Raw genomic sequence first — 19,690 nt, 5'->3', positions numbered from 1 at the left:
GCGCGCGCGCTCGCGGAAAAGCTCAGCCGTGCCTGGAACCAGCCGGTGGTGGTGGAGAACAAGCCCGGGGCCAACGGGACGCTGGCGATCAGCTATGTGATCGGGCAGCCCGCCGATGGCTACACGCTGTTCTTCGCCGGCGTTTCCAACCTGAGCTTCAATCCCTTCCTGTACCCGAAGCTGCCCTATAACCCGGGTCGGGACCTGACTGGCGTGGCGATGCTCGCCAACTCGCCCTTTGTCTTTGTCGCGGCGCCGTCGCTCAAGGCTGATACGTTCCAGGATTTCGTGCGGATGGCCAAGGCTCGCCCCGGCGAGATCAGCTTCGCGTCGGGCGGCATCGGCAACTCCACCCACCTGGCGATGGAACTGGTCGCGCAACGCACCGGAGTCCGGCTGCAGCACGTGCCGTTCAATGGCAGCGGCGGCTCGACCAGCCTGATGAACGGGCAGACCCCGGTGATGATGAATGTGCTCGCGGGCGTGCAGCCTTACATCGCCGGCAAGAAGCTGATACCGCTGGCGGTCACCGGCGACAAGCGGCAGCCGGCCTTGCCCGCAGTGCCCACCTTCAAGGAGCTTGGCTATGACGTGCAGGTACCCGGGTGGTACGCGATCGTGGCCCGCTCAGGCACGCCTGCAGGCGTTATCCGCAAGGTCAATGCCGACATCAACCAGATCCTGGACGACCCGCAGTTCCAGGAGAAGCTTGCCTTCCAGTTCCTGGATGCAATCAAGGGGCCGCCGTCCGAGGTGGAGCGCTATATGAAGCGCGACGCCGATACCTGGGGCCCGATCATCCGCAACCTTGCCATTTCTCTCTGAGGACCGCTGCCATGGCACATCTCACCAAGGCCGTACAAGGCTATCGCCTGGCGGCGATGCACAGGCTGATGGACAAGCTGCGCGTCGATGCGCTGGTGTTCGGCACGCCTGACTTTTTCCAGTACGCGACCAATTTCCAGCTCGATGTCTGGCCGTGGGAGCGCCCGGTGTTCGTGGTGGTGCCGCGCAATGGCGACACCTTCGCGGTCATGAACGAGCTGTCGACCAACCATATGCGCTTTGCGACCGGGAAGGGCTCGGTCTGGCTTGCCGATGTCACCTACTACGCCGAGCATCCCCGTGTCTCGAATCGCCTGCCGCTGCCTGCGCAGCTGCCGGAAGTGGTTGCCGCGCTGCTGGGGGCCAGGGGGCTCGGCATGTCGCGGATTGCGGTGGACGTCCAGCATCCGATCCTGGCGGGTGCGCAGCGCTGCCTGCCTGAACTCACGCTGCGGCCCGCCATGGCGGAGATGCGCAGCCTGCGCTGGGTCAAGCATGCGGAGGAGCTGCAGGTCATGCGCGAGCTAGGTGCGCTGACGGACTGGGTGCAGGATCGCTACCGCGAGAACTTCCGGCCAGGCCGGCTGGTGCAGGAGCTTGACCACGCCATGGCGGCGCTGATGTCGGAGGAGGCGGCGCGGCGCTTTCCGGGCGAGGACTTCGACATCCTCAAATGCTGGACGCTGACCGGGCCAGCTTCGGCATCGCCGCATGGCGATGGCGCCGGATGCGGCGCACGGATTTCCGCCGGCGACACCATCGTCAACCTGGTGCTGCCGCGCCTGAACGGGCTGTATGTCGAGAATGAGCGCACCTGGTTTTGCGGCCGGCCCGGCGACGAGCAGGCGCGGTTCTACCAGGTTGCGGCAAAGGCCACCGACGCTGCCGTTGCCGCGGCGGTGGTCGGCAAGCGCGTCTGCGACATGGATGCGGCCGCGCAGGCTGTGATCGAGCAGGCCGGCTGCGGGGACTATGTCTTTCATCGCACCGGCCACGCGGTCGGTCTGATGCTGCATGAATACCCGGAGGACATGGCCTTCAATACCCGCCCGCTGCTTGCGGGAGAGGTGTATTCGGCGGAGCCGGGCCTCTATGTCTACGGCCTTGGCGGCTTCCGGCTGGACGATACCGTGGTGGTTGGCGACCAGCCGGAGGTCATCATCAAGACGCCGAAGACGCTGGAATACGCAACCGTGGACTAGGCGCCCGCCGCGTAGCTCAGTCGAGTGTCACCCCCGTATCCGCCGTCAGCTTGAGCACCACCGGCAGGTACGCCTTGTACGCCGCCTCTGCCTGTGCCGGGGTATTGCCGAGCGGTTCCGCGCCCATGTCCACGATGCGCCGCTGCATGTCGGCGCTGGCGACCAGGCTGGCGGTCTCGCGGCCCAGGCGGTCGATGATGTCCTGCGGCGTCTTCGCGGGCGCCATCAGCGTGATCGGGCCGGTCAGCCGGAACGGTTCGTCGGCGTAGCCGGCCTCGGCGAAGGTCGGCACGTCTGGCAGGCCCTGTGCGCGGCGCGTGCCGGTGACAGCGAGGGGCCGCAGCTTGCCGGTGGCGAAGTGTTGCTTGAGCGCGGTCACGGAGCCCACCGTCACGTTGACCTGGCCGGCGAGCAGGTCGGTCACCATGGGTCCTTCGCCGCGGTAAGGCACATGCAGCATGTCAGCCTGGTACTGCCTGGCGATGTAGGTCTGGATCGTATGCGGCTGCGTGCCCGCGCCCCACGACCCCATGCGCAGCTTGCCCGGCGATGCCTTGGCATAGGCCAGCAGTTCGGCAACGGTCTTGGCCGGCACGCTGCTGTTGACCGCCAGCACGGTGCGCGCGGTGGCGATGTCGGAGATCGGGCGCAGCTCAGTGCGCGGATCGTAGGGCAGCTTCTTGTACAGCGCCAGGTTGGACGTGATCGGGCCGGGAATGGTCATCAGCAGCGTATAGCCGTCAGGCGCCGACTTGGCGACGTAGTCGGTGCCGATGATGCCGCCGGCACCGCCCTTGTTCTCCACCACCACCGTCTTGCCGAGCTGGCGCGACAGGCCATCGCCGATGGTGCGCGCCAGCGTGTCGGTCAGCCCGCCCGGCGGGTAGGCGACGATCAGGTGGATGGGCTTGGCCGGGTAGGCGCCCTGTGCGCCGGCCGGGGCGGGCGCGGCGGCCAGGGCCAGCACGGTGAGCAGGGGCAGGGCGGCTTGCAGCAGCGGGCCGCGCAGCAGGTGGGCAGCGGTCGTCATGATGGCGTTTTCTCCTTGGGATGGATGGTCCGTGTTGCCCTACGTGGAAGGGGAAGTCTCACTCCAGCTTGATGCCGCGCGCCTTGATCAGCTTGCCCCATTTGCCGATCTCCTGGTCGATGAAGGCGGAAAACGCGCTGCCCGGCTCTGGCTGCGGCTCGAGCCCCAGCCCCAGCAGCTTTTTGCGGATCTCGGCATCGGCCAGCACGGCCGATGCCTCGCGGTTCAGGCGCTCGGAGACGGCGGGCGGCGTGCCGGCCGGCGCGACCAGGCCGAACCAGCCGTAGCCGACCATGCCCGGGTAACCCTGCTCGGCAAAGGTGGGCGCATCCGGATAGACCGGCGAACGCTGTTCCGAGGCCACTGCCAGCACGCGCAGCTTGCCGGCCTTGATAAAGGGCAGCGCCGAGGTGATGGCGGTCAGGGTGGCGTCCGCGCGGCCGGCCAGCAGTTCGGTATAGGCGGTGGCGTCGCCGCGGTAATGGACATTCAGCAGCTGGAACTTGCCGACCTGCCCGAATAGCTCGGCGGTCAGGTGCGGGCCGGAGCCTGCGCCCGGGGAGGCCAGCGTCACGCCATCCGGCTTGTCCCGGGCCATGCGCACGAAGTCGGACACGGTGCGGGCCGGCGAGCTGGCATTGACGATCAGGAAGACCGGGCCCAGCACGCGCGGTCCCACCGGCACGAAGTCCTTGTGGACGTCGTAGCGCTGGGCGATGCCTGCCGCGGTATTGATGGCGAAGGGCGCGGCAGCCCACAGCAGCGTGTAGCCGTCCGGCGCGGCACGGGCCACCTGCTCGGTGGCCAGGCGCGTGCCGGCGCCAGGCTTGTTCTCCACCACCACCTGTTGGCCCAGCTTGTGGCCAAGTGCCTCGGCAAGGATGCGGGCAGAGATGTCATTGGAGCCGCCGGCGCCATATGGCGACACCAGCTTGACCGGCCGCGACGGATACGTTTGCGCCTGCGCCGGGCTGGCCAGGCACAGCATCGCCAGGCCGGCCGTCAGCACGGCCCGGGCGAAGATTGAGGTCCGATTCATGATGCTTCCTTCATGCGGCGGATGGGTGGATAGCGGAAGCTGCGTTCCAGGTGCGTGGCGCCGGGCACGTAGAGGCGCAACGCTACATAGAACGGCTCAGCGGGGGCCGGCAGCCAGTTGCCGGCGAGGGCGTTCTCCGTAGGTGGCTGCGCGCCCAGCACGATGCACAGGCTGCCATCGGGCGCCGGGCGCAGGGCCGGCGAGCGGTCGCCCAGCGAGTAGCGCTGCAGGGGGTTCTCGACCAGCATGCAGTCCGATTTACGGTACATGGTCAGCGACCAGAATGCGCCCACTTGGGGTAGTCCTTGCCGGGGAAACACCAGTTCATACTGGTGCGTGCCGTCCAGCGGCAAGCCGTCGCCATCGCAATCGGCCATCAGGTACATGGCTTCCTCAACGCCTAGCGCACCGATGTAGTTGCGCGCCACTTCGGCGCGCAGAGCGTAGTGGGTGCCGAACGAGGTGCGGATTTCCACCGGCAGGAACCAGCCGCCGCCCAGCGCGGAGACCCTGGGCGCGGCCAGTTCCGCGTCGACCTGCGTCAGCGCGGTGGCCAGCGCCGCGCGCTGTGCCCCGGTCAGCGGCGCGTTGCTGCCGATGCCGGCCGGGGCAAAGCTGCGGACCAGTTCCGCTTCGGCCGCGGGTGGCGGGTTCTCGCGCAGCATGCGGGTGACGACGGCGGCGTAGCGGTCGGGATCGGCCGGCCGCTCGCCGGCTTGCATGCCAGCATCGAATACGGTTGCTGCGCTGGTGCCGTCCGGCCGGCGCAGGCGGATGCCGTCCTGCAGGGCATGTGCACCCGGCAAATCGGCTTCGCCATCGGCCAGGATGCGGCCGATGATCCAGACCGCGTTGGTGGGGCAGGGCAGCGGCGTTGCGCCGGCCGGCACCTCGCCCCGCCAGGCTGGCCCATGCAGCAGCCAGGTGCCGCCTTGCGTGCCGGTGGTGCGGGTGCCGATATAGCCGAACGGGTTGGTATAGGCGTCGAGCAGGCCTAGCACGTAGTAGCGGCCGTGGCAGTCGGGCACGTCGAGCAGCAGCGCGCCGCCGGACAGGTCGAGCCACGCATTGGTGTAGAGCGTGTCGTTGTTCGGCGTGACGACCTGCCGGTGCTGCGGGCCGAGCAGCGTGCGCACGTGCGTGACCGTGTTGATCCAGCGCAGCGTTGTGTCGGGCCCGTCGCCGGCAAAGACCCCGGCGCCATCGCGCCGCGGGCAGGTGGCGGCGCGCATGCGCGCCATCTCGTACAGCGGCAGCGTGTAGCGCACCGCGTCGCACGCCAGCGTGCCGAGCAGGTTGTCGTGGTGTTCCATGGCGCGCTCCATCAGGCAATGCGCCGCAAGGGCGGGATCACGTAGCCGCCGGCCATGAAGCCATCGGTCGGGTGGTAGAGCCGCAGGATCAGGTAGAACGGGCCGTCCGGTGCCGGCAGCCAGTTGTCCTGCGCCTGCGTGGGGCGCTGGTGCGAGATGGTCAGCGTGAGGCCACCGTCGACATCGTATTGCAGACCGGGACTGCGGTCGCCCAGCGCATAGCGCCCGATGGCGTTGTCGGTGAAGAAGCGGTCGGCGCCGTAGAGCGAGACCGACCAGAACGCCTGCGCCGGCGGCAGGTGTCCCGCGGGGAAGTGCAGGGCGTAGGCGTGGCGGCCGTGCAGCAGTTCGCCGTCGGCGTCGTAGTCGGCAGCGGCATAGACGGCCTCGTCGGCGCGCAGTGCGCCCAAGCCCTTCATCGCGGTGACCGCGCGCTGCATCCAGTCGTCGCCATAGCGGCCCAGCAGCAGGCTGTAGGTCCAGCTCTTGCGCGCATGGCTGCGGGTGTTGGCTTCGATCAGGGCCATGCCTTCGTGCCAGGCGCGGACCAGGCCCTGTTGCACCGCAGGCCGCAGCGCGCCCACATCGACGGCGTCGCCGGCGCGGATGCCGCATTTGCGCAGCAGCGACAGCAGGCCGGCGGCGGAAGGCTCGGCGGGATACTCGCGCAGGGCGTTGAAGATGTTGGCGAAGAAGTCCAGCGCGGGCTCGCCGCCCTCCTGCCAGTCGCGCACGCAGGCGGGCTGCATCCTGGCGCCGCCGGACAGGTAGAAGCCGTTCTCGAAGGCGCTCGCCGCCGGCAGATCGTCGGCACCCGTCACCAGCACGCGGCCCAGCAGCCAGACCAGTGCGGTGGGGCAGCGCACCACGTGGTCGCCTTCGGCCTGCTGCCCGGGGCCGGCCAGCACGATGTCGGCGCCGGCCGCGGGAACGTTGCGCGGGCCCAGGTTCTCGAAGTTGTTGGTCCAGGCGTCCAGCAGCTCCACCACGTAATAGCGGCTGGCGTCCGGCAGCGCCGGCACGTGCAGCGTGACCGGGCCGTCGGCCAGGTTGACCCAGGCGCAGAAGTAGAGCAGGTCATTGGCCGGGGTGACGATGTCGCGGTCCTTGTGTGTCCACTGGTGGGTGCTGGCCGACAGCACGTTGACGGGGGCACGGCCGTAGCCGGTGGCCTGGGCTACGGAGGTCTGCAGCCGGCAGGTGCGCAGGCTTTCAAACAGCGGATAGGTGGCAAGCACCAGCGGCAGCGCCGCCGCGGCGGTGAGGGCTTCCTGGGGCGTGTCGATGGGCGCGCCGGCAAGGAAGGGCGCAGCGGGTTGGTTCATGGCGTTGTCTCCGTCGGGTTTTGCTTTACTCGTTGATGCCGTCCCCGGCATGCAGCGTGACCACGGCATCGGCCGCGACCACGCCCTGGGCGGTGACGATCAGCGGATTGATCTCCAGCGTGTCCAGCCGCGGCCCGAGTGCGGCGGCGGCCTGCGACACGCGCGCCAGCACTTCGGCCACGGCATCGGCATCGACCGCGGGATGGCCGCGATGGCCGCACAGCAGCGCTTCGGCACGGCTTGCACGCAGCATGGTGCAGGCGCGGGCATGGGTCAGCGGGGCCAGGCCGAACGCGGTCTGCCGGAAGATCTCAACTGCCGTGCCGCCGATGCCGGCCAGCGCTACCAGCCCGAAGACCGGGTCACGCCGCACGCCCACCATCAGCTCGCCCCAGCCGCGCACCATGCCGGCGACCAGCGCGCCCTCGAAGCGCGCCGGGCTGCCGTGGTTGGTAGCGGCGGCCTGCACCTGCGCAAACGCCGCACGCACCGCCTGCGCATCGGCCACGTTCAGCACCACGCCGCCTACGTCGCTCTTGTGCAGGATGTCGGGCGAACACAGCTTGACGGCAACCGGGTAGCCGATGCCTTCGGCGATGCGCACGGCCTCGTCGGCATCGCGCGCCAGTCCGTGGGGTGCGGTGGGGATGCCGCAGGCGTTGAGCCACTGCATGGCTTCGAACTCGGACAGCGACGTAGTGTCGCGCGGAAGGTCCGGCGCAGCCAGGGCCGCGGCAGCTACGGCGGGCTTCGCATGTGCTGCCGCTGCCTGCGCGGCGGCGCGGGCCAGCACGGCCACGGCCTGCACCGCTTGGGCGGGTTCGCGGAAGACCAGCGCGCCGCGCGCTTCGAGCCAGCGGCGCTTTTCGTCATCGACCAGCCCGCTGAACAGCAGCGGCGCCGCGGTGCCGCTGCGGTGCAGGGTCTCGACAGCATCCTGCAGGCCAGGCCAGATGCGCGGCGCACCAACGCCGCCCGCCAGGAAGGCGACGACACTGCCGTAGTCGGGGCTTTGCGCCGCGGCGGCAATCACGTCCAGCAGCACTTCCGGCTGCGCCACGATCTGCCCGGTGACATCGATGGGATTGGCCGTGCTGGCAAAGGGGATGGCGCTGCGCAGCGCAGTGGCCGCGGCTTCCGGCATGGGCGGCAGGGGCAGGTCCAGCGCCTCGGCCTGGTCGGCCATCATGATGCCGACGCCGCCCGAAACCGTGACCAATGCGACCGGCGTGACGGCGCTTTCCGGCTCTTTCGCCGAGGGCTGCCAGCGCGTCGGCCGACGCCCGCGCGAGAGCACGTAGCCCAGCCGGAAGAAGTCATCCAGCGTATGGGCGCGGAATACGCCGTACTCGTCGAAGACCGCCTGGTAGACGGCGTCCTCGCCGGCCAGGCTGGCCGTGTGCGATTGCGCGGAGCGGGCCCCGGCCTCGGTGGTGCCGACCTTGGTCACCACCACTGGCTTGCCCGCGGCACGCGCCGCCGCCAGCGCGCGGCGCAGGCGGGTGCCGTCGCGGCAGCCTTCCAGGTAGGCCAGGATCACGCGGGTGGCGTCGTCGTGCGCCAGCCATTCGATCACGTCGGCCACGTGCAGGCCGGCTTCGTTGCCGGTGGTGACCCAGTGACTCAGCCCCAGCGATGCCTCGCGCGCCAGCCCAAAGGCATAGGCGCCGAAGGCGCCGCTCTGGCTGACCAGCCCGACTTCGCCCAGCGGCGGCAGCCCGCTCAGCGGCATCGGCGAGAAAGTGGCAAAGACGCGCTCGCGCAGGTTCATCGCACCCAGGCAGTTGGGCCCCAGCAGCGTGATGCCGTGCGCTTGCGCGAGTGCCGCCAGTTCCGCCTGCATGGCGATGCCGTCGCCGCCGGTTTCAGCAAAGCCCGAAGTGAAGAACACCGCGGCGCGCGTGCCGTTGCGCGCCAGCTGGCGCATGGTGTCCAGGCTGGCACTGATCGGCAGCGCCACGATGGCGAGGTCGGCCGGTGTGTCCAGCGCATCCAGCGAGGGCACCGCAGCCAGCCCCTGTACTTCGCGCGCCGTGGCATGCACGGGAATGATGCGGCCGGCGTAGCCCAGTTCGCTCAGCAGCCGCACCGGCATGCCGCCCACCTTGTCGGGCTGGGTGGAGGCGCCGATCACGGCGATGGTGCGCGGCTGCAACAGGGCGCAGAGGTCTGGCATCGCTTGTCTCCGTATGCGTGCGCCATGACTTCCAAGACGGCGCCGCGAATCTTGTCATTGGTGTGTCCGAGCATGTTGTCATGACATGTTATGATGAGTCAATGTTGTTATGATAAGTAGAAGCCCGCATCGGACATGCCGTGAACACCGCCAATCTCGTGACAACAAGCTCCCTGCCTCGCTTCAAGCAGATCGAAGGCGCGCTGCGCCAGCGCATCGTCAACAACGAATGGACTCCGGGCATCAAGCTGCCGTCTGAGTCTGAGCTGATGGCTGAATTCGGCGTCAGCCGCATCACCGTGCGCCAGTCGCTGGCATCGCTGCTTGCCGAAGGGCTGATCGAGACGGTGCACGGCAAGGGCAGCTTTGTCAGCCGTCCGGCGGGGCAGGCGGACCTGGGGCCGTTGACTGGCTTTTTCGACTACATGCGCGCGCGCGGGCACGAAGCGCACGGCAAGCTGCTGTCGACGCGGCTGATCGCGGCGCCGGCCATCGCCACCGATGCGCTGCGCCTGCCGCCGGGAACCAGGCTGCTGTGCGTGACCATGCTCAAGTCAGTGGCCGGCGTGCCGGTGGCGGTCGGCATGACGATGGCGCCCGAACCGCTGATGCGCGCGATTCTGGAGCACGACCTGGAAAACCACGATGCCCTGATGATCGTGGAGGCCCGCCTGGGTTATCGCCTCAAGTACCTGCACACGGAGAGCGCAGCAATCCCTGCCAATGCCGAAACCGCGCGCCGGCTCAAGGTGGCGCCGGGCGAGCCGCTGCTGCGCATCCGGTTCACGCCGCACGACATCGACGAGAAGCCGCTGGCCTTCTCCGAATTCATGTTTCGTGGCGACAAGTTCACCTACAAAGCCTGCGTGCGGCGCTAGCGTCGCCTGGCAGTGGCGCCGGGGGAACTTTTGTGCCGGTGCCGTGGCCTGAACGGCATCGGCGCTGGCGTTAGAATGTGGCGCCCAGTTCTGCCCCAGCCCAGGAGTCCAAGATGCTTTCGCCGCTTTTCCCGCGTTCCCTGTCCACCGCGCTGGTGATGGCGTTGTCGGTCACGTGCGCGTCGGCGGCGCTGGCCGCGGGGCAGGATGAAGCGCCAAAGCCGCGCGGCAAGGACGAGGCCCCGGAGGCCCCGGTCGCCTGCATGAAGGCGGTCAAGGCAGCGCTGCCCAATCCCGCCAGCTTCAAGTGGGTCAGCGGCAAGGCCCGCAAGGTGGCCGAAGACGCCTACAGCGTGGTGGCCGACGTCGAATACCTGGCGCAGGACGGCGCCGTGCGCAAGGCCAAGGTCCAGTGCGACGTGCTGCGCGCCCCGGGCAACCAGTTCGTGGTGCCCAAGGTCAGGCTGCCGCAGCACTAGGTCCCGGCAGGCCAGCGCGGCACAGCAAATCCCAGGTAAAAGTGGACGCTGTCCATTTCATTTGCTAGGCTATGTGTACGGCATCCACAAACATCTGTGGGTGCAATCCAAGGAGACCGCGAATGAAGACCGAAGCGCAGAAGGAGCACCGCTGGCTGCAACGGCTGGTGGGCAACTGGATCGCCGAAGGCGAGGCATCGATGGGGCCGGACCAGCCGGTGCAGAAGTGGGAGATTCCCGAGCGCGTGAGCAGCGTCGGCGACGTCTGGGTCCAGTGCGTGACGCAGGGCGACATGCCCGGCTGCGGCCCGTCCACCACGGTCATGACGCTGGGCTACGATCCCGCCCGCAAGCATTTCGTCGGGACCTTCATCGGCTCGATGATGACGCACCTGTGGATCTATGAAGGCGACCTCGATGCCGGCGGCCAGCAACTGACGCTGCGTGCCGAGGGGCCGGATTGCTCCGGCAATGGCCGCATGGCGCAGTACCGCGACGTGATCACCTTCACCGACGACGACCACCGCACGCTGACGTCCTACATGCTGGGCGAGAACGGCGAGTGGACCCAGTTCATGAACGCCAGCTATCGCCGCCAGCGTTAAGCCTGGCGGCGCTGGGCCGCGAGCCGTGCCAGCCGGCCGCGCGGGCCGGGCGGATCGTCGTGCGGGTGCGCGGCGCTGCCCCCGGCATGGCGCCGGCGCCGGCGGCGGAGCACCAGCAGCAGCGACGCCGGCACCAGCAGCACCAGCGCCAGCAAGGCGAACGTGAACAGGCCCGGATCGCGCGCCGCGGCGGCGACCCGGTTCACCAGGCAGGCAGCGACCACGATGCCGGGCAGCATGCCCAGCGCGGTGCCGACCAGGCAGTCGCGCAGGCCGATGCGCGATGCGCCGATCACCAGGTTGACCAGCGCGAACGGTGCAATCGGCACCAGCCGCAGCACCACCATCGCCACCAGTCCGTGCTTGCCCAACTGCTGGCTGACCCGGTTCAGCCGTCTGCCGCCAAAGCGGCGCACAGTATTGCGCCCCAGCAAGCGGCCGGCCAGGTAGCCTGCGCCGGTGCTCAGCACGGTGCCGCACAGCGCCAGCGCGGCGCCGTAGAGCGGGCCGAAAATGACCACGGTCAGCAGGATCAGCAGCGTCACCGGCAGCATTGTCACCGCGCCGGCCAGGTAGACGCCCATCATCGCCAGCGGTGCCAGCGGCATCTCGTCCAGCTGCTCGACCAAGCCGAGCAGCGCGCGGAAGTCCGCCCATTCGCGCAGCGGCGTATGGCGCCATGCAAATGCCAGCCCCGCCAGCATCAGCGCCAGCACCACCATCATCCCGACGCGCCCGAGCACGCGCGGGCGTGCCTCATGGCTGACGAACTCGGCCAGCACCTGGTCGCTGTCGATCGGCTCGATCGGGTCCAGCAGGTTGGCCGCCGGCGAAGCGGCATCGACATCGTCCGGCAACGGCGGCTCGTAGGCTTCCAGCGAGCGCCCGTCCGCGCGCTGCAGGTTGCGGATGGCCGCAAGCACGCTGCGGGTGGCGGCGACCTCGGCCTGGAAGGTTTCAGGTGCCACATCCAGGTGCTCGCCCAGCAGCCGTGCGCGCATGGCGGCAATGGCCGCCTGCACGCGCGGGTCGCCGCCCGACATCACCACCACATTGCACTCGGTATCCAGCCCCAGCGAGCGGTTGCTGAGGTTGGACGAGCCGATGGTGATGAGGTCGTCGTCGATCACCGTGACCTTGCTATGCACATTGACACATTCGGGCATCAGGCCGGGAATCGACGGGCAGTACAGGCAGAAGCGTTCGTGCGTGTCGGCCGCGCGCAGGCGGCGGTACAGGCGAGCGCGCAGCACGCCCATGCTGTGCGCTTCCAGCCAGCCGCTCTCGTTGCGTCTCGACACCAGCACGATATCGGGGCCGTCCTCGTGCCCCAGCCGTGCCTCCAGCGCGTTGGCGATCTCGCGCGAGCTGAAGTACTGGTTCTCCATGTAGATGCTGTGCCGGGCCGAGGCGATGGCATCGTGCAGCAGCATGCGGATCTCGCTGACACCGGGCTCGTCCTCGCACATGGGCATGGTGCGGGCGATGGCGACGCGCACATCGGTCAACTCCGGCGCCAGGCCTGGCGGCCACGGGTCTGACGAGGTGGCCGCAACCGGGCGCGGCTCGCTGCCGCTGGCGCGCAGCCAGCGCGCCGCGCATAGGGTGCCCAGCGCCGCGGCGGCGGGGCCGTCGAGCGCGCACTGCACGTCATGGAAGGGCGGGTAGGGCTTGCCTTCGGCCATGCGCAACGGCGCGCCGGGGGCATGGCGGTTGTCGTCCCAGCGGCGCAGCGTCAGGTCCAGCCCGCCGACAAAGGCGAGCTTGTTGTCGATCACTACTACCTTCTGGTGGTGCGAGGCGCCCGGGGGATGGTTGCCGTCAAGCCGGAACGCCAGGTGCCGGTGCGCCTGCCAGTGCGCGCTGGCCGACGGCAGCCACTCGCGCTCCATCGCCATCACCATGGCGTAGTCCCAGCTCAGGATATAGATGCGCAGCTCAGGGCGCTGGTCCGCCAGCGCGCACAGGAAGTCGCGCAGGCCCGCCGGCAGGCCGTCCTGTGCGCCCTGCGGCACCAGTTCCATGCGGCTGTCGATATCCCATCCCAGGATGAAGATGGTGTGCTCGGCGCGCGGCAGCGCTTCGCGCAACGCGCGGAAGTAGGCGTCGGCGTCGACCAGCATGGCAAAGCGCTGGCAGGGCTCGACGCGCCAGCAGTTGCGCCCCGGCTCCGGCGTAAAGGCGGCCGGGGCCTGGTGATCATGCGGAGGGCCAGTGGCGGGAGACGCGGTGGTGCCGGGCGGGTTGTGTTGCCTCATGTCGCACGCTTCGGGGAGGTTCAGCCAGAAACGTCGCGCAAGTTCCGTACCGGTGCGCCAAGCGGGCTGGTCCAGGCGTGCAGGCAATGCCCCCAGGGGATAAGGGCGAGCCGTGGGCGGCTCAGGCGCGTGTGCGCTTTACCTGCCCTTTGTAAGAACGGCATGCCGGCGCGGGCGGGTCGGAAGACCCCGGCATGCGGCGAAGACGCTACGACGGATGGCCGCGCCGCAGCGCCGTGGGGCGCGCAATGCCCCAGACATCCAGTAGCGGCTCGAAATGCGGTTTGCTTTCGCGCGGTGCCGGCGCCACGCGGCGCGGCGGCGGCAAAGGCCGGCCGGTCAGCACTAGCGGGGTATCGGCCTCTGCCGGCGATTCAGGCTCGCCGGCGTAGGCCACTACGCCCATCTGGCGGGCGGACTTCAGCGCGCGCGTCAGTTCCGCGGCGTTCAGGCGGCTGGCGGCGGCAAGCTGGTGCCGGGGCATGGGCCCCTTGGCACGCAGGCTGGAAATCAACGCCATCACGCATTCCCGGGTGGTTCGATTCATTTCGCTGCGTCAGGAAAAAGGGTACAGCGGTGGGCTCGCCAATCGAGCCTGCCGCGTACGGTACCCATTCTTTCGCAGGGGTCATATCCTTGCCAACCGGATATGACACTTGTTCACATTTCCTAGCGCAGAGAGAGGAATCGTCCCTAGGCTAATGCCGCGTTTCCGGGTCGCCGGTCGGAAATCTGCGATCCGCGCGGTCGCGCGGGGTCAGCATCGTGCCATGCCGGCGCCACTTGCGCGCGTGCCTGGCATGGATGTCTTCGGCAAGTTCGTGCAGTTCGGCAACCCTGGCGTCGATCGGGTCGGGATAGATGTCCAGCGGGCGATACCTGAGGAACAGGCGCATGGGGGTCTCGGTTGGTCCTGGATAAGGCGTGTTGCCTTGATTCCAGTATCGGTGACAGACCCGTAGCTTTCACGAGCGCAGACGTAACACATTGATTTCATTCAATGTGTTTCCCGCAATGGATTGTTGTGGCCCGCGTTCGCCGCGGGCCCGGGGGATGCAGGGGGAACCGGCGGTTGACGGTGGCCGGGGTGGTCAGTAGCCGACGCGGGCGGTGCCGCGTGCGTCCCGGCAATAGATCTTGCGTTCGCGCACCAGGCCATCGCGGCCGTGGATGCACAACGGCAGGCCATCCGCGCGCGCGCGCATCCAGCCGGCCGCGATCGCGGCTTCCTGGGTCGGGAAATGCAGCGCGGTGTCGTCGCCACCGTTCTCCAGGCCTTCGATGGTGAGTGCCCATCCGCCGTCGCCGGCGTATTCGGCGTTGTCGGTTGCGGCGGGAAGCACGTGGATGCTGCGTGACGTCATGGTGTTCTCCGGAGGGCGTGGGCTGACATTTGATTTTTAAGCGACGGCGCCGCCGCGGGTATCCGTCGATGTCCTACAAGCGCGCACGCGGTGACGGCCGGTCGCGCCGTCGGCTGACATCCCGGTAGGACGAAAGCCGACTTTTTGCGCTGCGGTGCGTTGCTACGATCCAATTGCCGGTCGGGCAAGCGGCTGCCCGGTCCCAAGCCATTCCGATCCACTCCATCCTGGCGGCGCATGTCGCATCCACACGAAGCAAGGAGATCGTCATGAGAAAGCTATTTGCACTGTTTGCCCTCGCTGGCGTGATGCTGGTCACGGGTTGCAATACCATGGCCGGCGCAGGCAAGGATATCGAGCGCGGCGGCGAGAAGGTACAAGGCGCGGCGGAAAGCACCAAGCAGAAGATGTAAGTCCCGCTGCCTGCCGCCCTGGCATTGCTAAGGCCCGCGTCTGGTGACGCGGGCCGTTGTCTTTGTCACGGCGAATTCAATGTGCGGCCGCCGCCGGCGCCTGCGCCGCATCGATGTGGTTGCGGCGCCAGCTGGCGGGCGGCAGGCCGAACTCGCGCTTGAACGCGCGGCTGAACGCGGCCTCGGAATCGTAGCCGACCGCGCCCGCGACCTCGCTGATGGAACGGTTGCCGCTGCGCAGTTCGGCGGCCGCGGAGCGCAGCCGCCAGTGCGCCAGGTACTGCATCGGTGGCTGCCCCAGCAGGTCGGTAAAGCGCTGCGCCAGCGCCGAGCGCGACAGGCCCACGTTGCCCGCCAGCTCATCGACCGTCCACGGGTAGGCGGGCCGCGCGTGCATGCGCGACAGCGCCCGCCCCACATAGCGGTCGCGCAGGGCGGCAAGCCAGCCGCTTTCATTGTCAGGCAGGGTGTCGATGCAGCGCCGCACTGCCTGCACGAACAGCAGCTCAGACAGCTTGGCCAGCACCGTGGCGGTGCCCGCACGCGGTTCCGCCGCTTCAGACGTGGCAAAGGCCAGCGCCGACGCCAGCCATGCCGATTCCAGCCCGCTGCCCAGCCCCACCTTGAACAGCCGCGGCAGCGACGTCAGCAAGGGGTTGCCCATGGTGTCGTCGAACCCCAGGAAGCCGCACACCATGCGCGTGGTCTCGCCGCCGCCGCCGTAGGAAACGCGCATGACCTCGCCCGGACTGTTGCGCAGCATGTCGTACACCAGCGGAGCGGACGGCAGCGGCTGCAGGCGCAGGTCGCTGCCCAGCACGTGCGGCTCGCCCTGCGGCACCACCAGCAGTTCGCCGGTGTCGACCCGCAGGCCCGGGCCGGTGCCGTCGACCAGGCGCGCCCAGCAGACGCCTTCGGTAATCAGGTGGTAGGAGACGACGCGGTCGGCGCGGGGCAGGAAGGCGGCGCGCAATTCAGCATCCGCTTCACTGATCAGGCACCACGGCGACTTGAACTCGCCGTTCAGGAACACGGCACCGCTGAGCTGCACGGCGCGCAAGAGGTCGGACAAGGCATCCATGGTCACATTCCTCCAGATCCGGTGTTTCGCGCAAGAAAGCCGGACGCCCGATCATACGGGCAAGGGGACCGGGCTCCGATACTAGCACCGTGCCTGGCGCCATACAACGCCGCAGCGCACGTATCAGACTAGCCGGAGACAACACCATGGAAACCCTTTCCGCAGCGGATGCCAGCGCAGGCGCACAGGCCGACTGGCTCGGCCTGGCCGCGACCCTGGGCCGCACCTTCGACGCACGCGCGCCAGAGATCGATGCCAGCGGGCAGTTCGTCAGCGCCAACTACGACGACCTGCGCGCGCACCGCTTCTTTGCCGCGGCCGTGCCGCAGGAACTTGGTGGCGCCGGGCTGTCGCACCAGGAGCTGGGCGCGGTGCTGCGCGAGCTGGGCAAGTACTGCGGATCGACCGCGCTGGCCTTTGCCATGCACACCCACCCGGTGGCCACGGCCGCGTGGCGCTGGCGCAATCAGCAAGCGCCGGTGGAGGGGCTGCTCAAGCGCGTGGCGGGCGAGCAGATGGTGCTGCTGGGCAGCGGCGGTTCGGACTGGCTGCAGGGCAGCGGCAAGGCTACGCGCGTGGATGGCGGCTTTCGCGTGGATGCGCGCAAGATCTTCGCCAGCGGCGCGCCGGCGGCGGACCTGTTCATGACCTGCGCCGTCCATGACGATCCGGAGACCGGGCCCACGGTGCTGCATTTCGCGCTGCCGATGAAGTCGCCGGGCGTACGCGTGCTGTCGAACTGGCACACGCTGGGTATGCGCGGCACCGGCTCGCATGATGTGCTGCTTGAAGGCGTGCTGGTTCCGGATACCGCCATTGCCGCCCGCCGCCCGCAAGGCGTGTGGCATCCGATGATGCATACGGTGGCGATGATCGCGCTGCCGCTGATCTATGCGGTCTACGTCGGCGTGGCCGAGGCCGCGCGCGATATCGCGCTGCAGCTGGCGCGCCAGCGGCGCCTGAGCGCACATGCGGTGGAAGCCGCCGGGCGCCTGTGCAACGAGGCCGATGCCGCGCAGCTGGCGCTGGATGCGATGTTCGCGGCGGCATCGGGGCAGGCGCCGGGCGCGGTCACCACCAACCGCATCATGGGCGCCCGCACGCTGGCCGCGCGCGCGGTGCTGGCGACGGTCGAGGCGGCGATGGACCTGGCCGGCGGCGCGGGCTTCTATCGCGATGCCGGGCTGGAGCGGCGCTTTCGCGATGCGCAGGGCGCGCGCTTCCATCCGCTGCAGGCCGGTGCCCAGCAGGAGTACGCAGGGCGCATGGCACTGGGGCTGGATCTCGATGCGCCGCCCGGCGAGGTGCGGCCTGCCGCGCAATGATCCCCGCCCTGGCGCCGCTGCCGTATGACACGCAAGCCTGCAACGACAGCGGCCAGGACGACCCGGCCCGCGCCATCAGCCACGATGGCGCGGCACGGCGGGCCTTGCGCGATGCGCTGGGGCAGTTTGCCACGGGCGTTACCATCGTCACGGCCGCGGACGCCGACGGCCAGCCGGTCGGCGTCACGATCAATGCCTTTACCTCGGTGTCGCTCGCACCGCCGTTGCTGTTGTGGTGCCTGGCACGCAGCTCCGGCAGCCTGGCGGCGCTGCGTGCGGCGCCGTGCCACGCGATCAATGTGCTGGGGAGCGGGCAGCAGGCCTTGTGCCGGCGCTTCGCCGCGCGCGGTGCTGACCGCTTCGCGGGCGTCGATTGCCGCCCCGGGCCGTTTGGCACGGTGCTGATCGGCGGCACGCTGGCGTACTTTATCTGCCGGCACCACTCGGTGCGCGTGGTGGGCGACCACGTGATCTTTGTCGTGGAGGTGGTGGCCTATGGATCGACGCCGGGCGCGCCGCTGGTGTTCCACGCAGGCGGGTTTGAGGTACCAGCGCCTTAGCCGCGCTTGCCCGCGATCACCAGCGCAATGCCGCCCAGCACCGCGGCCGCGCTCAATGCCAGCCGCAGGCTCAGGGCTTCACCGAGCAGCGCGATGCCGCCTGCCGCCGTAATGACCGGCACGCTCAGTTGCACGGTGGCGGCGATGGCGGCCTTCAGCTGCGGCACCACGGCATACCAGATGACATAGCCCAGCCCGGAGGTGATGGCGCCGGACAACAGCGCATAGGCCAGCCCCGCGCCGTCCAGTGATCGCTGCGCCTGCATCACCGCACCCAGCGCCAGCGCCATCGGCACCGCGCGCAGGAAGTTGCCCGCGGTGGTGGAAGCGGGATCCGCGGCGCGCCTGCCGCGCAGCGAATAAACGCCCCATGCGATGCCGGCCGCGATCATCAGCAGCGAGGACGGCAGCGGCGGCGTGGCCAGCCCTGGCAGCAACAGCCATACCAGCCCGGCCAGCGCCAGGGCCAGGCCAATCCATTGCTGCAGGCGCATGGGCTCGCCGGCATAGAGGCCATAGCCGGTCATGGTGGCCTGCACCGCCGCGAACAGCAGCAGCGCGCCGGTCCCCGCGGTGAGGCGCACATAGGCAAAGGAAAAGGCCGCGGCATAGCAGAACAGTGCAAGCGCGGAAATCCAGTTGCCTTCCACCGGCGGCAGCCGTTGCGCCACGACCGTGCGCACCAACTGGTGCCGCGCCACGACGATGACCCACAGCACCAGCGCCGCCGCGGCGACGCGGGCCAGCGTAAAGCTGGCCGCGTCGATGGTGGTGCCCTTCAGCGCGAGCCGGCACAGCAGTGAATTGCCGGCAAAGGCGAGCATCGCCAGTGCGGTCAGCACCACGGTGTTCGCGCGCGGCATGCGGCGGGGTGGGCGGTGGGCGCTGCGTGGTTCAGGCTGCGGGCGGTTCGTCGCCGATGGCGAACGAGGACAGGTGCTCGATCGCCCTGACCAGTCCGGAATGATCCCAGCCCGCGCCGCCCAGCCCGCTGCAGACATTGAACAGCTGCTGGCACGACGCCGTGTTGGGCAGGCCCACGCCGAGCTGGCGCGCGGTGGACAGCGCCAGTTCCAGGTCCTTCTGGTGCAGCGCGATGCGGAAGCCCGGGTCGAAGGTGCGCTTGATCATGCGTTCGCCATGCACTTCCAGGATGCGCGAGCTGGCAAAGCCGCCCATCAGCGCCTCGCGCACGCGCGCGGGATCGGCGCCGGCGCGGGCGGCCAGCACCAGCGCTTCGCTGACCGCCTCGATGGTCAGCGCCACGATCACCTGGTTGGCCACCTTGGCCACCTGGCCGTCGCCGGCCTCGCCCACGCGCGTGATGTTCTTGCCCATCAGCTGCAGGATCGGCAGCACGCGGTCGAATACTTCCTGCTTGCCGCCGGCCATGATCGACAGCGTGCCCGCCTTGGCCCCGACCTCGCCGCCGGAGACCGGTGCATCGATATAGTCGACGCCGAGCGCTTCGATGCAGCGCGCGAACTCGCGCGTGGCGATCGGCGAGATCGAGCTCATGTCGATCACGGTAATGCCGCCTGCCGTGTCGGCAAGGCCGTCAGCGACCCCCTTCTCGCCAAACAGCACCCGCTCCACGTCGGGCGTGTCAGGCAGCATCAGGATGATGGTTTCCGACTGCTTCGCCACCTCCTCGGCGCTGGCGCAGGCTTTCACGCCGGCATCCTGAAGGTCCTGCGGCACGCCGCTGCGCGTATGGGCGAACACGGTATGCCCGCCGTCGACAAGGTGCTGCACCATGGGCTTGCCCATCACGCCAAGTCCGATAAAGCCGATCTTGCTCATGTCAGTGTCCGGTA

Annotated in this window: 20 protein-coding genes; 8 read left to right on the top strand and 12 right to left on the bottom strand. The window is 68.9% G+C overall.

The genetic code is table 11. The features are described 5' to 3' along the window. Together AC3WRI_RS26520 and AC3WRI_RS26515 are read left to right on the top strand one after the other, a co-directional pair. Nucleotides 1–825 (top strand): Bug family tripartite tricarboxylate transporter substrate binding protein (locus AC3WRI_RS26520; RefSeq protein ID WP_492294396.1); only part of this gene is annotated, 825 nt, incomplete at its 5' end. 11 nt (nt 826–836) lie between these two features. Continuing rightward, on the top strand, nt 837–2,027 hold the full coding sequence (locus AC3WRI_RS26515) for a M24 family metallopeptidase (protein WP_010809642.1): 1,191 nt from the start codon (nt 837–839) through the stop codon (nt 2,025–2,027). 16 nt (nt 2,028–2,043) lie between these two features. On the opposite strand, the gene AC3WRI_RS26510 is transcribed toward AC3WRI_RS26515, so the two are convergent. From AC3WRI_RS26510 to AC3WRI_RS26490, 5 genes are read right to left on the bottom strand one after another with little or no spacing between them, the layout of a single operon-like run. Next, complete coding sequence (locus AC3WRI_RS26510) at nt 2,044–3,057, bottom strand: Bug family tripartite tricarboxylate transporter substrate binding protein (protein WP_010809643.1); 1,014 nt, start codon at nt 3,055–3,057, stop codon at nt 2,044–2,046. 58 nt (nt 3,058–3,115) lie between these two features. After that, nucleotides 3,116–4,096: a Bug family tripartite tricarboxylate transporter substrate binding protein gene (locus tag AC3WRI_RS26505; RefSeq protein WP_454750658.1), complete on the bottom strand. Its 981-nt coding sequence runs from the start codon at nt 4,094–4,096 to the stop codon at nt 3,116–3,118. Then, nucleotides 4,093–5,409, bottom strand: a complete 1,317-nt coding sequence (locus AC3WRI_RS26500; protein ID WP_492294394.1) for a DUF1254 domain-containing protein — start codon at nt 5,407–5,409, stop codon at nt 4,093–4,095. Before AC3WRI_RS26500 ends, AC3WRI_RS26505 begins: the two co-directional genes overlap by 4 nt. A gap of 11 nt (nt 5,410–5,420) precedes the next feature. Further along, on the bottom strand, nt 5,421–6,734 hold the full coding sequence (locus AC3WRI_RS26495) for a DUF1254 domain-containing protein (RefSeq protein WP_010809646.1): 1,314 nt from the start codon (nt 6,732–6,734) through the stop codon (nt 5,421–5,423). Between the two features lie 25 nt (nt 6,735–6,759). Next, a complete protein-coding gene (locus AC3WRI_RS26490; protein WP_492294392.1) occupies nt 6,760–8,910 on the bottom strand; it encodes an acetate--CoA ligase family protein in 2,151 nt (716 codons plus the stop codon). Between the two features lie 140 nt (nt 8,911–9,050). Here AC3WRI_RS26490 and AC3WRI_RS26485 point away from each other — a divergent pair, with 140 nt between their 5' ends. The 3 genes from AC3WRI_RS26485 (at nt 9,051) to AC3WRI_RS26475 (ending at nt 10,872) form a co-directional block, all read left to right on the top strand. Continuing rightward, the gene (locus AC3WRI_RS26485; RefSeq protein ID WP_010809648.1) at nt 9,051–9,788 is read left to right on the top strand and encodes a GntR family transcriptional regulator; all 738 of its coding nucleotides are present in this window, start codon (nt 9,051–9,053) and stop codon (nt 9,786–9,788) included. A 113-nt stretch (nt 9,789–9,901) separates the two neighbouring features. Further along, nucleotides 9,902–10,267, top strand: coding sequence for a DUF2880 domain-containing protein (locus AC3WRI_RS26480; protein WP_010809649.1), 366 nt, complete (start codon nt 9,902–9,904; stop codon nt 10,265–10,267). Nucleotides 10,268–10,389: 122 nt separating this feature from the next. Next, nucleotides 10,390–10,872, top strand: coding sequence for a DUF1579 domain-containing protein (locus AC3WRI_RS26475; RefSeq protein ID WP_010809650.1), 483 nt, complete (start codon nt 10,390–10,392; stop codon nt 10,870–10,872). Here the strand turns inward: AC3WRI_RS26475 and AC3WRI_RS26470 are convergent. The 4 genes from AC3WRI_RS26470 to AC3WRI_RS26455 form a co-directional block, all read right to left on the bottom strand. Then, complete coding sequence (locus tag AC3WRI_RS26470) at nt 10,869–13,130, bottom strand: VTT domain-containing protein (protein WP_492294391.1); 2,262 nt, start codon at nt 13,128–13,130, stop codon at nt 10,869–10,871. The genes AC3WRI_RS26475 and AC3WRI_RS26470 overlap by 4 nt on opposite strands. 208 nt (nt 13,131–13,338) lie before the next feature. Further along, entirely contained in the window at nt 13,339–13,677 is a 339-nt protein-coding gene (locus tag AC3WRI_RS26465) for a hypothetical protein (RefSeq protein ID WP_231881494.1), read from the bottom strand. A 151-nt stretch (nt 13,678–13,828) separates the two neighbouring features. Continuing rightward, a complete protein-coding gene (locus tag AC3WRI_RS26460; protein WP_010809653.1) occupies nt 13,829–14,026 on the bottom strand; it encodes a hypothetical protein in 198 nt (65 codons plus the stop codon). A 195-nt stretch (nt 14,027–14,221) separates the two neighbouring features. Further along, a complete protein-coding gene (locus AC3WRI_RS26455; RefSeq protein WP_010809654.1) occupies nt 14,222–14,494 on the bottom strand; it encodes a DUF2188 domain-containing protein in 273 nt (90 codons plus the stop codon). 269 nt (nt 14,495–14,763) lie between these two features. Here AC3WRI_RS26455 and AC3WRI_RS26450 point away from each other — a divergent pair, with 269 nt between their 5' ends. Then, nucleotides 14,764–14,907, top strand: a complete 144-nt coding sequence (locus tag AC3WRI_RS26450) for an entericidin A/B family lipoprotein (protein ID WP_010809655.1) — start codon at nt 14,764–14,766, stop codon at nt 14,905–14,907. Between the two features lie 76 nt (nt 14,908–14,983). Here the strand turns inward: AC3WRI_RS26450 and AC3WRI_RS26445 are convergent, their stop codons facing one another. Next, nucleotides 14,984–15,988, bottom strand: a complete 1,005-nt coding sequence (locus AC3WRI_RS26445) for an AraC family transcriptional regulator (RefSeq protein ID WP_010809656.1) — start codon at nt 15,986–15,988, stop codon at nt 14,984–14,986. Between the two features lie 146 nt (nt 15,989–16,134). Between AC3WRI_RS26445 and AC3WRI_RS26440 the strand changes: the two genes are divergently transcribed. Both AC3WRI_RS26440 and AC3WRI_RS26435 read left to right on the top strand, forming a co-directional pair. Further along, a complete protein-coding gene (locus AC3WRI_RS26440; protein WP_492294389.1) occupies nt 16,135–17,313 on the top strand; it encodes an acyl-CoA dehydrogenase family protein in 1,179 nt (392 codons plus the stop codon). After that, complete coding sequence (locus AC3WRI_RS26435; protein WP_010809658.1) at nt 17,310–17,873, top strand: flavin reductase family protein; 564 nt, start codon at nt 17,310–17,312, stop codon at nt 17,871–17,873. The genes AC3WRI_RS26440 and AC3WRI_RS26435 overlap by 4 nt, the downstream gene beginning before the upstream one ends. Here the strand turns inward: AC3WRI_RS26435 and AC3WRI_RS26430 are convergent. Together AC3WRI_RS26430 and AC3WRI_RS26425 are read right to left on the bottom strand one after the other, a co-directional pair. Beyond that, nucleotides 17,870–18,736, bottom strand: a complete 867-nt coding sequence (locus AC3WRI_RS26430; protein ID WP_010809659.1) for a DMT family transporter — start codon at nt 18,734–18,736, stop codon at nt 17,870–17,872. The two genes, AC3WRI_RS26435 and AC3WRI_RS26430, sit on opposite strands and share 4 nt — an antisense overlap. Nucleotides 18,737–18,767: 31 nt before the next feature. Then, nucleotides 18,768–19,676 carry a 2-hydroxy-3-oxopropionate reductase gene (locus tag AC3WRI_RS26425; RefSeq protein ID WP_010809660.1) on the bottom strand — a complete coding sequence of 303 codons (909 nt, stop codon included), beginning with the start codon at nt 19,674–19,676 and terminating at the stop codon, nt 18,768–18,770. Nucleotides 19,677–19,690 lie beyond the last annotated feature (14 nt).

Source organism: Cupriavidus sp. FW305-27 (genome assembly GCF_058787995.1).
This window is presented reverse-complemented; position numbering and strand designations above follow the sequence as displayed.